Origin of the sequence: Photobacterium nomapromontoriensis, assembly GCF_050336815.1 — a bacterium.
Classification (GTDB): domain Bacteria; phylum Pseudomonadota; class Gammaproteobacteria; order Enterobacterales; family Vibrionaceae; genus Photobacterium; species Photobacterium nomapromontoriensis.
Genome location: NZ_JAKJSL010000035.1, coordinates 42,872 through 56,761, shown reverse-complemented (window position 1 = coordinate 56,761; position 13,890 = coordinate 42,872). Strand labels below are relative to the sequence as shown.

Annotated in this window: 13 protein-coding genes; 4 read left to right on the top strand and 9 right to left on the bottom strand. The window is 47.7% G+C overall.

The features are described 5' to 3' along the window. Positions 1-28 precede the first annotated feature (28 nt). The 5 genes from xni to queF form a co-directional block, all read right to left on the bottom strand. Positions 29-805 (bottom strand): flap endonuclease Xni, encoded by a 777-nt coding sequence (xni, locus tag L4D12_RS15315; protein ID WP_428448718.1) that lies wholly within the window; start codon positions 803-805, stop codon positions 29-31. 135 nt (positions 806-940) lie between these two features. After that, complete coding sequence (gene ppnN, locus L4D12_RS15310) at positions 941-2,317, bottom strand: nucleotide 5'-monophosphate nucleosidase PpnN (protein ID WP_428448717.1); 1,377 nt, start codon at positions 2,315-2,317, stop codon at positions 941-943. A 234-nt stretch (positions 2,318-2,551) separates the two neighbouring features. Next, positions 2,552-4,108, bottom strand: coding sequence for a GGDEF domain-containing protein (locus L4D12_RS15305; RefSeq protein ID WP_428448716.1), 1,557 nt, complete (start codon positions 4,106-4,108; stop codon positions 2,552-2,554). A 129-nt stretch (positions 4,109-4,237) separates the two neighbouring features. Further along, a complete protein-coding gene (locus tag L4D12_RS15300) occupies positions 4,238-6,517 on the bottom strand; it encodes a tetratricopeptide repeat-containing diguanylate cyclase (protein WP_428448715.1) in 2,280 nt (759 codons plus the stop codon). Positions 6,518-6,620: 103 nt separating this feature from the next. Then, a complete protein-coding gene (gene queF, locus L4D12_RS15295) occupies positions 6,621-7,466 on the bottom strand; it encodes an NADPH-dependent 7-cyano-7-deazaguanine reductase QueF (RefSeq protein WP_428448714.1) in 846 nt (281 codons plus the stop codon). 63 nt (positions 7,467-7,529) lie between these two features. Here queF and syd point away from each other — a divergent pair, with 63 nt between their 5' ends. Together syd and L4D12_RS15285 are read left to right on the top strand one after the other, a co-directional pair. Continuing rightward, positions 7,530-8,096: a SecY-interacting protein gene (gene syd / locus L4D12_RS15290; protein WP_428448713.1), complete on the top strand. Its 567-nt coding sequence runs from the start codon at positions 7,530-7,532 to the stop codon at positions 8,094-8,096. A gap of 3 nt (positions 8,097-8,099) precedes the next feature. Continuing rightward, a complete protein-coding gene (locus L4D12_RS15285) occupies positions 8,100-8,876 on the top strand; it encodes a Zn-ribbon-containing protein (RefSeq protein ID WP_428448712.1) in 777 nt (258 codons plus the stop codon). A 62-nt stretch (positions 8,877-8,938) separates the two neighbouring features. Here L4D12_RS15285 and L4D12_RS15280 read toward each other — a convergent pair whose 3' ends face one another. The 4 genes from L4D12_RS15280 to L4D12_RS15265 all read right to left on the bottom strand — a co-directional run bounded on the left by L4D12_RS15280 (position 8,939) and on the right by L4D12_RS15265 (position 12,551). Beyond that, a complete protein-coding gene (locus L4D12_RS15280) occupies positions 8,939-9,226 on the bottom strand; it encodes a hypothetical protein (RefSeq protein WP_428448711.1) in 288 nt (95 codons plus the stop codon). 98 nt (positions 9,227-9,324) lie between these two features. Then, positions 9,325-9,555: a DUF2789 domain-containing protein gene (locus L4D12_RS15275; RefSeq protein ID WP_428448710.1), complete on the bottom strand. Its 231-nt coding sequence runs from the start codon at positions 9,553-9,555 to the stop codon at positions 9,325-9,327. A 1,570-nt stretch (positions 9,556-11,125) separates the two neighbouring features. Beyond that, positions 11,126-11,428: a DUF3301 domain-containing protein gene (locus tag L4D12_RS15270; protein WP_428448709.1), complete on the bottom strand. Its 303-nt coding sequence runs from the start codon at positions 11,426-11,428 to the stop codon at positions 11,126-11,128. Between the two features lie 76 nt (positions 11,429-11,504). Beyond that, positions 11,505-12,551 carry a DUF3549 family protein gene (locus L4D12_RS15265; protein ID WP_428448708.1) on the bottom strand — a complete coding sequence of 349 codons (1,047 nt, stop codon included), beginning with the start codon at positions 12,549-12,551 and terminating at the stop codon, positions 11,505-11,507. A 150-nt stretch (positions 12,552-12,701) separates the two neighbouring features. On the opposite strand from L4D12_RS15265, the gene L4D12_RS15260 reads away from it, so the two are divergent. Continuing rightward, the gene (locus tag L4D12_RS15260; protein WP_428448707.1) at positions 12,702-13,019 is read left to right on the top strand and encodes a YqcC family protein; all 318 of its coding nucleotides are present in this window, start codon (positions 12,702-12,704) and stop codon (positions 13,017-13,019) included. Positions 13,020-13,024: 5 nt separating this feature from the next. Continuing rightward, positions 13,025-13,798 (top strand): tRNA pseudouridine(65) synthase TruC, encoded by a 774-nt coding sequence (gene truC / locus L4D12_RS15255; RefSeq protein ID WP_428448706.1) that lies wholly within the window; start codon positions 13,025-13,027, stop codon positions 13,796-13,798. Positions 13,799-13,890: the final 92 nt, after the last annotated feature.

Genomic DNA, 13,890 nt, shown 5'->3' with positions numbered 1-13,890 from the left:
TTTATTTTTGTTGGCGAGAATTGGCGCGCTATATGTTGGACTGGTAGCGAATATCTTGCAGGTTAAAACCCAATTCGAGATCGGTTTTTAATGATGACACTTGCTTGCTGGCTATAGCGCTTTCTCGATGCTCATCGATTTTTTTCTGCCACTTGGTTGGCAAATCATCGGCCGCCAAAATGGCTTCAAGATTAGGGTAAAGGGTTAATAGTTCTACTGCTGCTTTCGGACCGATTCCCGGGATGCCGGGGATTTTGCTAGAGCTGATCCCTGCCAGTCCCCAATAGTCAGTGAGTTGTTCGGGTTTAACGCCAAATTCTTTCTCAATGAACGGGCTATCAAGCCAGCGATCCTGGAAATAATCACGGATGCGCAGGGTAGGTTGTAGCAATTGGCAATAGCCTTTATCGGTCGACACAATCGTAACCTGCTGGCCTCGGGAGGCGACTTTGAGGGCTAATGTTGCCACCAGATCATCGGCCTCGTCACCATCAGACAGGAGTGAATCGACGCCTATTGCCATAAAAGCATCCTGGAGACTGTCCATGCCTGCATGCAGGGTTTCGGGCATGGGTTTGCGACCTTCTTTATAGTGAGGCAGTAACTTTGCGCGCCAGCCTCGGTCTTCACCGTGATGATCAAACACGGCTACAATGTGGGTGGGTTCACTGATATTGATGATTTTGCCCAGAGCCTGACAGCAAACTCTGGCTGTGCTGGCTATATCGGGTTCACCCGGTTGTGCAGCATGGACACGACGGATCAGGTTAAGGGCATCAATAATGACAAGATGGATAGACGACATTGCGTTAACCGTAAAATGGGTTTGAAAAAAGAGCCTTTATTCCCTGATATAGGGGATAAAGGCTCTTTATTGTACGCATACTTGTGACTAAGTGACACCGTCGGTTTATTTTTATTATGGCATTCAGGTGCGCGTTTACTTAACCGTTGGGGGATGAGCGATGACGATATCGTAGCAGGGTTCGTACTGGGTCCCTGGCAACTTCATTCGCTGCTGTTCGACAAACTGTTTCAGTAATTTATCCATTCGTTTCATTAAGGTGAGATCACCATTGATCTGAAAGCGTCCCCGTCGTTCGATTTCATGGATCCCTTCTTCTTTCACATTGCCCGCAACAATACCGGAGAACGCCCGGCGTAAGTTGGCGGCAAGGTGCTCAGGTCGCTGATTCATATGTAAGTCTAGGCTTGCCATGGATTCATGGGTTGGCTCAAACGGTAATTGAAATTCAGGGGGAATGGTCAGTGACCAGTTATAGCTGTAGGCATCGCCTGTTGCTAAGCGGTGCTCTTTGATCATTGGCATGGCTGACTTCAAGACTCGGGCAACACTTCCCGGATCATCGATGATGATCTGGTAGTACTTGGTTGCGGCGTCGCCGAGGGTATCTCGGATAAAACTGTCAAGGGTGAGGAAGTAAGGTTCACTTTCTTTGGGACCCGTTAATATAACGGGCATTGGCTGTGATGCATTATTGGGATCCATCAGAATTCCCAGTATATAGAGCAGCTCTTCGGCTGTTCCTGCTCCGCCAGGAAAGATCACTATTCCGTGACCAAGGCGAACAAACGCTTCAAGCCGTTTTTCGATATCAGGCATGATAACCAGTTCATTGACTATCGGATTGGGCGGCTCGGCGGCAATAATTGAGGGTTCAGTGAGGCCGATAAAGCGGCTATTTTGATAGCGTTGCTTGGCATGACCAATCGCTGCCCCTTTCATCGGCCCCTCCATCGCGCCTGGGCCACAGCCGGTACAGACATTGAGTTCACGCAGGCCCAGTTCATTACCCACTTCCCGGGTATATTGGTATTCAACCGGGTTGATGGCGTGTCCCCCCCAACAGACAACAATATTCGGGTCTTCGCCGGATCGGAGAATATGGGCATTGCGCAGCACGCTAAAGACAAAGTTGGTGATATGCGGCGAGCTGGTTAGGTTGATATCTCTACGCTGCTGAAGATGCATATTGACATAGACAATGTCACGCAGCACGGAAAACATGTGTTCTTGAATACCCCGGATGATCCGGCCATCGACAAAAGCATGTTCTGGTGGGTTAATCAGTTCAAGCTTGATCCCGCGTTCGCGGCGCATCACATTAACGTCAAAACTTTTGTTTTTTTCAAGTAATTCTTTGGAGTTATCGCTATGGCTGCCAGAATTGAGCACAGCCAACGAGCAATTGCGGTACAGGCGGTAGATATCACTGGAGGCTGTTGCCTTAAGCAAATCGACCTCGTGCTGAGAAAGTAGGTCCATTGCACCTACTGGGCTGATATGTGTGATCATAGTTACCTCCCTGGTCATGGCGAGCCGGCGGTAGTCACAAGGTGTATTCATTATAGGAAGCAGAGTGAATACAGCCGGAGGAAAGCAGAAGGTACGCCGAAGGGTACTTTCTGTCTCCTTGGATCAGTCGGAAAGGTGTATCGTTAAATTTAAGTGACTGATATATCTACACCATACACAGGGGTGAAGGATTTTTCCAGAAATTGATAGTGAGTTAGGGGGTAATGATCACGGTTAAGAGATCCATAGCAAGCGATTAACTCCGGTGCTACGAGCACTAAACAGGGCTTTCTCGGTACGTTCGATAATATCGGTTGGCGTATCGTTACCTTCGAAGATGGTCGCGCCGACGGAGACACTGATTGTGACATTTTTGTCGCGGAACCTAAATGGCAGTTGGGTCACCGCTTCACGGATGTTACTCAGGCGCTTATTCCGATGTTCTTCTGTGACATCGGGTAAGATCAGTACAAATTCATCATCGCCAAAACGGGCGATAAAGTCAGTATCTTCCAGATTCTTGTTTAACGTTCGAGCGATGATTTTAAGTACTTTATCGCCAGCAAAGTGGCCGAAATTTTCATTAATCCCTTTGAACCCATCAATATCAATCATAGCGACACACAATGGATGTTGATAACGCAGCCAGCGGCGGTATTCGAGCTCAAGACGTTCATTGAGGGCTGCTCGGTTATAGACACTGGTGAGGTTATCAAGAAACATCCGGCGTTCTTGATCATGGAGCCGTTGGCGGTAATCTTGTGTCTGCTCATACAACGAAAATATTTTGGATTCGTTGTGGTTGAGCTGTTCCAGTAGCTCTGCTTCTCTTTTTTCCAAAGCTTTATTGCGTTCAGCCAGAACCAACAGTTCTTTGGTGAGCTCCGTTAGTTCTGGGCGCCAGTTATCGAGGTTGCGTTGTTCTTGAAGGCCGGTTCGTATTGAACCTGCCAGACTGGCTAACTCATTGGTCATTTCAGTGCGATGGTCGTAAATGACATTGCTTTGATCGGCACTTTGTTGCGTGGTTCTTTGCAATTTAGCGAGATCGCTGTTGAGTTGCTCCAGAAATTGCTGCGATGACCGGCGTTCATGGTGGGTGCCATCAAGTACTAACCGGAGCACGCTGAGAGACAGTTCGATTAATGTTGACGGCTCAACCCCATGGAGAAGTTGATTGCGGATCGACAGCAATTTGTCACCAGCATCACCATCAAAATCAAGTTCAGAGATCAGGTTCTGCAGTTCACTGGTCAGCTTGAGTTGCAGATCATGGTTGATCGCTGCCGGATTGGATTCGACGTTTGATAAGGCAACAAGCTTTAGTGCCCGATCATAGAGTGTCATTAACCGGATAGCGTGTTTATGGCTGTCGGCAAGGGAATTGCCTTGCTGGGCTTGAAGATTGCGAAGATCACGTTTGAGTTGAGCGGGCAGACCATGGAAGCGGCGCAATACTTCACAGCTTTGATGGACTTGCTGATTAAGTTGCTGATGCTCTTTTTCAGCGAAGTTAGCCAATCGGGTGACCAGACGCTCTACCACGGCAAGACGTGGGATTAGCGCACTGATATCTTTGTGCTGTTCGAGATCATGGCGTAATGCCGTGAGCTTTTCATCAAGTTCATCATCGAGTCCTCGGCAGGCGATAGAAAGCCGGCTGATCAATCGTTTTAGAATAACGATTTCTCGGCGTGATTTGAGAGAAGCATCCCGGTAGGAAAGCTGAGCTTGGTCTAAACGTAGCTTTAAGTTACTCACCTCTAAAGCGACGGTATTGATGTTATTCACGTTGTGGCATTACGATCCTGAATATTAAACTTGTTGATTATCAGTGGTTTATTTTTTGAAAAAATCATGCTATCAAAAAGGTAAATACAATTCACTGATATCGACACCTGTGATGATAAATACAGGATATTAAATGACATTTTTATCAGAAACGTGATCATTGTTCCAGCGGATATCATATGTGGATGAACTCTGAACCTTAATAAGACCATTATCAATGCCCTGGCTACAGGCTCGGCGAATATTATCGCTGGCAAAGCTTGCTGCGGGAGCTGCATCAATGGCACTGAAATGAACCCATTGGCTGCCCGTTTCCAGCTTACTGGCTTCGCGTGCGGCGTTGGTTGCCATCAGCAGAATATCAAGTAGTTCATGATCATTGATTGCGGTATACGCGCGGGGCAAGAAAGGGTATTCCGCCATACCTATACGTACTCGATTATCGAGTTGTTTGTTTTCAACAAAGCGGTCGACGAGTTGTTGTAAAGAGTGGGCCAGTTGTTCTGGCGCTGAATCGAGCCGTGAGTTCGGTTCGATATAGAGGAACATCGCATCAGAAAAGTGGTACAAGCGTGCAGGCTCACACACTTGTTTATTGAGGTATTCGCCAAATTGACGTTCCATATCAAGCCCCTGCTGATAGCCGTGCTGGAGATAGATATGCTTAAGAAATGGCACTTCAAACAGCGCGAAACGGAGTCGGTCACTCAGTGGCTCATTAATGATTTCTCCCAGATGCCACTGTTCAAAGTTGGCACTGCTTTGCTGGAGTGAACTTGGTAGCTTGACGGTCAGCATTCTCAGGTTACGCAGACCACTGCGAGGGTGAGTATAAAAGTCGTTACGCAGTTTCATCAGGCGAGCCTGCAGCTGTTTGGCCGTATGATTTCGGCGTAGCAATATGGCTGAGATCAACAGCAACAAACAGAACAGAACAATGATGCTATTTTTTTGTTTATAAAGGCTCTTTTCATTTTCAAATTGTTGGCGCTCGAGCTCTTCTAGGTGAATTGAGCGTTCCAGCATACGTTGCTGTTGCTTAAAGACCTCGACATTACTTTTTACCTGAGCTTGTCGTTTTGTGCCAAATAGTTGCTCGTAGCGACGCTGGCTTAACAGCGCGTGGTAGAAGTCACCTTGTTGTTCAAAGGCAAGAGAGAGCAGTTCTTCGCCTTCTAGTTGCAGATCCTGATCGCCAAGGCGATTAGCTGCGATCAGGCCGGTCTGGAGTGTTGACACCGCAGCGTCCAGCTTGCTTTGTGCCAGCTCCAGCTTACCTTGCAGAATTTGTGCGGCAGCCAGTGTGTTTTCATTACCACTTTGAGTGGCAAGCAAGCGTGCATGCTGCAGATATTGCTCAGCTTTTGGATAGTTATACAGGTGAAGATAAACGCGAGCGATATTGAGTCGTAACTCGGCTGAGCGGCTATCACGTTTAAGCTGTAACTCTTGATCTAGCGCGTTGAAGTAGTGTACCAAAGCCAGATTATAGCGGCCTTGTTGTTCATAGATCGCCGCGATCAGACTCAGTGTTTTGGCTAAGGGAAGGGTTCGATTATAGTGCTCGAAGAACTCTCCGGCTTGAGTCGCATGTTCTAGTGACTTATCTAACACTTTCCGTTTTTCAAATAGGACTGCCAATTCATAGTTAGCCAGCGCCGTCTGAGCCTTGTCATCATTTTCGACTGCGAGCCAGTAGCCGCTGAGTAGGCGGTCCAGTGCCATGTCGAAGTGGCCATGGTCGAGAAAGTGTTTACCGACGACTAGATGATAGTGGATTTGCTCTTGGGTGTCGTCAAGGTTAACCAGATAGCGTTTGGCACGAGTAAAGCGTTTTGTTGCCTGCATAGCATGATTCGTACCTGACTCAATCATCGCTCGCTGCATCAGTGATTGGTATTGAAGCCGCTGAATCTGCGATTTCATCATTGAGTGAGCAGGGTTACTGATTGCGGTGTCGATTTGATCGAGCATCTTCATGGCCTTGCTACTATCGTGCTGGTTGCTCCAGTAGATCTCAGCCAAGATCAGCTTGCTTTCAAGACCACTAAAAGTCAGTGTTTCTTTATCGGCCAGATTTACAGCATCTTGGATAGCGGTAATGGCAGGTTTGGGTTGATTGAGCAGTGAGTAGGCTTTGGCTTTGATCTGCAATGCGTTAATGGTACTGAGTGGGGTACGTACGGTATGGTCAGCTTCGTCGTTATTGTGGACCCGAGAAGAATCCGTTGTAGGGCTGAGGCGGCGCTGGTCAAGATAGCGCTCAGTCATATCCAGCGATAATGCTGGGCTGGTGTACAGCAGATCATTGGCTTCCGCCAGAATAGGCGTGGTATATATTTTGGCCTGTGCTTCAAACGAGGCGACAAAGATGATCAATAAGCGGATCAGCCAACGGCAAGAAGACATACTAGTAATAACCCAATAAAACAGTATTACTAATAGTAATGAGTTGGCAAATCAAGTCCAGCAAAGTATTAGGATTTGCTGGACTTATCATCAGATAATCACGTTATTGACGTGCTAGTCGGAAGTTATTGCTCGGCGTTTTGCCCATATTGGTACGATATGGGTTGATATCAAGTCCCCCGCGACGCGTATAGCGAGCATAAACGGTAAGCAATTCAGGTTGGCAGTATTTCATCAGGTCAGTAAAAATACGCTCCACACACTGTTCGTGGAATTCGTTATGGTTACGGAACGACACGATATAACGCAGTAGTTTTTCACGGTTAATTTGCTTACCGGTATAGGAAATACGGACACTGCCCCAATCTGGCTGGCTGGTGATCAGGCAGTTAGATTTTAGTAGATGGCTGTTGAGCTCCTCGGTCACGATATCACCGTTTGCCGCTCCTTCAAGGTAATCGGGATTGAAGGAATAGTCGTTGATCTCGATATCTTGGTCATCAATGCAGTGGCCACTGAAGGTGACAATCTCTTCACCAGTAAAATCAGCCAGCGGTTGAATGGTCACATCAACGTCCTGTCCAGCACAATGGCTGAGATCTTTTTGTAGTCGATCTGCAATTTCTTGCCAGCTATCAAAACGGGTTTGGTTAAAGCTGTTGAGGTACAGTTTGAATGACTTGGATTCGATCAGGTTAGGGCTGGTAACCGGTAAGCGCACTTCACCGATGGCGACTTGAGGCAAGCCTTTGCTATTGAGCCATGACAGCTCATAGAGTGTCCAGATATCGTAGCCAGTAAATGGCAGGGTATCGCCAAGGGCGAGATCATCACGGTTCAGGCTGCGAGGGACAGGCTGGAGCAGAGATGGGTCATATTGATCTTTATATTCCGTTGTTTTACCAAGGGTCAAACCGGCTAATTCTTTCGCGTCTTGATATTTGCTCATACTGTCCTGGACACACTTCGATTAGAATGGGCAAAGTTTACTTAATCTTTTGTGAGGTTGCGAATGAATCATCCAGTCGCGATAGCGTTATCTGACTTTTCTTCCCGTTTTTTACAAGCGTGGTGTGACGCCGATCAAGGTTTTCCCCGCAGTGGTGATTTGGTTGGACTATCATCGCCATGTGTTCGTGCTGATGATGGCAATGAAGTGACTTGGCAACCGATGCCCCGAGACCCGATGGGAGATCTTGCTGGCGTAGAAAATGGGATTGAGTTGCGTTTACATAATGATATTACGGTGTTCTATGGCTACCAGTTCAGTGGCGACATGGCGGCTCGGTTTTCGACCGTAACGGGTGATATTGCGTTGGATTTGTTGCAGGCTTTTAGTGCTGATGATGTGCTGCGTTTACAGGAAAACATTCTGGGGCATCTGGTTACTCAGCGTCGATTTAAGCTAAAGCCAACCGTATTCATTGGTGTGATGGATTCAGAAAATCAGGTGATATCGGTCTGTAACCTTACCGGTCAAGTCGTATTGGAAACCTTGGGTAAAGATAATCGTGAGGTATTAGCCGATGATTTGGCGAGTTTCATTCAGGCGCTTGAACCTGTTGTGAAGGTAAGTTGATTTATGTACGTAGTGGAAATGCAGTTTGAGTGTTTTGACAACACCACGATCGCAGAGGTAGATAACGCGGTCAATGGTCTGATTGATGCCCTTCGTTACAATGGTCAGATATTGGGCCGAGAGTTTCCCATCATCATGGATGAGGGGGTTTTTAAGGTGAGGGCGGTATGTCCAGAGCAAGATAGTCTGCACTCGAACTTTCATAGCGAACAAGTGAAAGCGGGGCTTAACCGTCTGAGTCAGGCGAGCCTGTTGAGCCCGAAAATAAAACTCCTTGGCCGGGATCTGAATTCAGAAGCTGCCGCTGAAAACTTCTCGCCATCGTGGCAAGTGATATATACCACTTATGTTCATACCTGTTCGCCACTGCGATGCGGTGAAACGTTAATGCCTATCCCGCTGTATCGTCTGGGGGAGCCGACGCTCAATGGTGATCATAAATCCATGGTGAAGTGGCAGACGGAATGGCAGGCCTGTGATGAAATTCAGATGGCTGGTGGCTGTCAGGCCGAGCACGCGGCATTGCATGAGATCCGAGATGTGGATAGTGACTTGTTCCGACGCGGTTGGGACTTGCGAGGGCGAATTGAATTTATTACAAAGATCCCTACGTATTATTATCAGTATCAAGTTGGCGGTACGGATCTCGACAGTGAACTGAATCGAGCCTGTCCTAAGTGCGGAGGACAGTGGCGGCTTGAGGAGCCGCTACATGGAATATTTCACTATATGTGCGACCCTTGTCGTATTGTCTCCAATCTGTCGTGGGATTACCAATAAGCCGTTCAGTAAACTCATTTACCGAACTCTCATTGTACCGGCGCAGTATTATCTATCTGCGCCTATTTTCCACAGGCATTATGCTGTTCGAGTTTTTCGATCCGAGTCATTAATTCGGCAACTTGCTGCTCCAGCGCAATAATACGTTCTTCGGCGCCTGTTTGGGGTGTACACTTTTCAATTTTCGGTACACGAGCACTGGTTTTCCAGCTTTGTAGTGCCTTGATAATTAGCGGCATTGGCAGAGGTTCGGCCAATCTTGCTTTGATCAGCGCGACAGAGGGCTCTTTGCCTTCGGCGATCAGTGAGTCAATCACCTGAGTCAGCACTTGGGTAATATCGGATGACATGCCATTTCCTTTGTTAGGGCGGTGTCAGCTATTGTCGCTGATTTCTCGTAGCCTGCCCAGTGACTTATCTTTCGTTATTTTTAGATCTGGTTGACAGTCTATTTTCGTAATAGCGCATCAAGTTGGTCAATCACCTCACACCAGTCAGCATCTTGTTCTTGTGATTCTTTGATAAAGCGTTTTTGGGCGGGTTGCCAGAAGCTTGCCTCTGATAATTGTTCATGCTGAGCCAGTTGGTGCTGGACCAAAAAGGTTTCGATGAACTCATGTGAATTATTCAAGCCAAGTTGGCTGAATAAGGCGGTGAGGTTGTGATTGAATGTTTCCATTGTTCACTCCATGACAAAGCCATATTAACGGCTACCTGCAGCGTAGTGAGGTGGTTTGGCTTAATTATAGCTGATAGGTGGATTTCCAATCTTTCCCTGTCTTGTGTGCGAGATCTCTTACAAATGTGTGGGAAATAAAGGAGAATTCATGGGGCGTTACACTATCATGATGGGTTTATCTTGCTGATAATTAAGCATTATATCATCTTTATTTGTGATGGGTATAAATACTGGTGAAAAAAGAATGTTTGAGGTGGGATGTTTTCCAGGCTGAAAGGCGTAATCTTATCGGTGTCGGAAGGAACTGACGGAACGGAACAGGAAAAGGCCAAGGATTATGGCAGTCTCAGGATGAGACCGGTGTACTAGGATGGTGCGTCGAACATGGATTGTGAAGGAAATGCCGAGGAACGGCACAAGAGTAAGCAGGATGTTTACTCGTCAGGATGACACATGGACCTCTTCAGGATGAAGACAGGGACACCTCCAGGACGGATGATGAGAGTCAGTACAGGATAGACTGACGGGTCAGGAAGGCCAAAGGACAACTTCAGGAAGAAGTCAAAAGGACAATGCTGACGGATTACAGCAGTCAAAGGAATGATGCAGGGAGCACCACAGTAGCGGGATTGCTGCAAGTAAGACCTAAGGGCGCAACGCAAGTTGCGCCCGCTCTTTTATTGGGTCTACGATATGTCATCCTTGATGTTTTAACCTTTCTTGTCCTCCTCTGCTTTTCTACGATATTTCACCTCTTTATCCTTTCGTACTGATATGCCAATAACACATTCATTTTGTAAGATTTATTCCCCTCATGAAATCGATTACTTTTCTGTCCCTGTTTGGTGTGAGAGATCTCTTACAAACTTGTAGGAAGAAATGACTTTCTGATGCCGAAAATAGCCTTCAATTTGCTATAAATTTATTTATAAACAAGCTGTTATGGTTATTGCTTTTTATTGATGTATTACGCAATTGAAAGTGATTGTTTTCGCCCTATTGTTCTGCATAGAGAAGCCAGTAATATGGGGGGTGTCGACAGGGATAGCGGCAAGGATGAAATGGGATTCAGCAGGATGCTGTAACCTCAGGATGAGGCTGAGTTAACAGGTAGGTTGGCTCTTAGCGACTAGGATCACGAAAGGATGCCGTCGGTAGTCAGGATAGCTACTGGTCAGGATGAGAAGGACAGCTTCAGGATGAGGCCGGGACCGCCTTAAGGATTGAGGTGTAGGGAAGTGCTCTAGGATAGAGCAAGGATCTCTTACGGATAAGTTATCAGGAACCCTTTCAGGATGAAAGTAAGGGACGCCGCCAGGATGGATGATGCGAGTCAGCGCAAGATGCAATGACGGGTCAGGATGGCCAATGGACCTCTTCAGGATGAAGTAGATAAAGGATCAGCTGGACGGACTGCAGCAGACAATGGAATGATGCAGGGAGCGACATAGTAGCGGGATGCTGCATGTAAGACCTAAGGGCGCAACGAAAGTTGCGCCCATTCTTTTATGAGCATGATTATCTGTTCGAACCTCGAACCTCGAACCTCGAACCTCTCGTCCTTGCTCCTTTAGTCTGGCATTCTGTGGGGGGGGATATGAAATGTGATGGGCTGAAACCCTCTCATGATCATATGCCCTTGATAGATATCTTGCCCATCTGCTGAAAACTCAAACCAATACACCGTGTGCCAATACCAGCGGCCTTGCGGATCTTTGACTTTATGTCCGCCGCGGGCAGTATTCAGCAACTGCAGCCCCAGATGCTCGCAGCGCTGATTGATAAAGTGCTGGGCGAGTTCAGTTTGACGCCGCTGTTGCCAAAACAGATAGCCAGCCAGCGCCAGCAGTAAAATTCCAAGCAAGTTTTCCATTCTTTAACACCCGTCCTGTTTTGATATGCCAGCCGCGTATCGGTGGCTGGCATGTTGTCGCAGTGATCGCTGACAGTTAGCTGTGCTGGCCGCGAGTCTGTTGCTGCAATCGGGTGATCGCCGCAATGAGCTCTGGGTTAGCCTGACTGTGCAAAACTTGCAGCATGATCCCACGCAAGGCGGGCAGCATGACTAGATCGGCGAATAGCTGATTGAATAATGTCTGATCCTCGGTGTCTGCCAAGCGGACCAGAAACTGACTGGCGGTTGCTGTATCGGCTAATCCATTCCAACAGCGTCCCGCAATGGCGACCAATACCTCTGGATGGCATAATTCAGGTTTAGCAAATACCTGATCTAAACTCTGTTTTAACGTGTCAGCATTCGCACCAGATAAGGCTCGAAGTAGTGCCGCCGCCAAGAAGATATCCGGTGCTTGTACTGCGACCTCATCATGCAGCCGCTCATGAAGACGAAGGGTGAGAGCCTCTGGCAGCGAGCAGTGTTCAAGGCAGCCCAGTAAGGCATACAGCGGCGTTAATGGTAGGTTATTGATCGCCTTGCGAATGAGGGTTGCGTTATTCTCTTGGCTCATTCGAGCACAGATATCAGCCAGGCCTTGCAGACCAACACTTTGCCACTGCTCCCAGCCCGCTTTGCCCGACAAGTAATACTGGGCATGCTCATAATATTGACTTGCGGGCAAGGTAAGCTGCTGACGCAGGTGCGCATGGAAAATGGCCATCTTGTCATCGGTGGGCTTAAAGGTGAAAGGGTTTGCCGCCAGTTTCTTTTGCTCTTCTTCGGTAGGGGTGCTATTGAGAGTGGCTCCCATCGCTTCAATGACATACTGGATAAAACCACCGACAGCCGCTTGTTTCAGCAGCCCGCGTTCATCTAGGGGCAAGCGTAAGAACCAGAACCAAGGTGGGTTACCGGCTTGCCAGAAGGAAATAGCCAGGTGGGCGTGCTGTTGTAATGGCCATGGATAGGGTTGGCGATTATCTTCAACGGCCTTAAATTGCTCGGTGTCAATGTGGCTGACGCGGCGGCCGAGATCGAAAATGCTGTACTGGCAGCTGGCATTATCTAACAGCTGGGTAAGGGTATGAAATGTATCCATGGGCAGTCTCTGCGCTCCTTTATCTGAAAAGGAAGTATATAACGGAAGCCATGGCCGTGCGAAGCCCTGACTTGGGGGATCGCAGGCAAGATGGTATTCTTCGCCGCCATTATAGAATTGAATGATTGCCACTAAGCACAAAGGGGATAGATGGACCGATATTATGATTGCCAGCAGTTACTGGTAAAACTCGAAGCGGTCTTGCGTGAGAGCGAGCAATGGGAAACGACGGCACCGAGTCGCAGTGCGTTGTTGAGTGATCAGCCATTTGCCATTGATACCCTAACGTGTTCTCAGTGGCTGCAATGGATTTTTATCCCCAAGTTGGGCCAGCTGTTGGTATCCAACTTACCGTTACCCGTGGCCTTGGATATTTCGCCTTATGTGGAGGAAGCCATGGCTGGGCAGAATAACGGCCAGCGCATTCTGGCGGTTACCCGTGACATTGATCAGTTATTTAAGCAGTGAGTTGTATGGAACTTGAAATTCTTTATCGTGATGAGTACTTAGTGGCGGTGAATAAGCCTGCTGGAATGCTGGTTCATCGTTCGTGGCTTGATAGTCATGAAACGGTATTTGTGATGCAAACCTTGCGTGATCAAATTGATCAGCATGTATTTCCGCTTCATCGTCTTGATCGCCCAACATCTGGGGTGTTGTTGTTTGGACTATCAAAAGAGATCGCGGCGCTGATGATGCCAAAATTTGCGGGGCGCGATATCAAGAAGACTTACCATGCGGTGGTGCGAGGGTGGGTGAAAGAAGCGGCTGTACTGGATTATCCACTCAAGCAGGAGCTGGATAAAATTGCTGATAAGCATGCAGATCAAGATAAAGAAGCCCAACCAGCAGTGACAGCCTATGCGCCACTGGCTAAGGTGGAAACCGCTATTCCGGTCGGCCGCTATGCCACGAGCCGATATAGTTTGGTTGAAATGAAACCGGAAACGGGTCGTAAGCACCAACTTCGTCGTCATATGCACCACCTTAGTCATCATATTGTGGGTGATGTGAACCATGGTGATGGTCGTCATAATAGAATGTTCCGAGATAATTTTGAGTGCCACCGTCTGATGTTGCATGCGTCACGTTTGCAATTGTCGCATCCAGTTACAGAAGCACCGCTTGATATCCGTGCATCGGTGGATGAAACATGGCTACGGGTGATGAGTGCTTTGGATTGGGATATTGCTTTAATGGATCCTGTGTCGAGTCGGTTAGTCGATAGCGACACGTTTGACGGATAAACATTACCGATAAGCAAGTGAAAGAGGCAGCCATGAATGATGGCTGCCTTTTTTACATATCCTGTTTCCTCTGTCTATCGCCAAGCTACCGC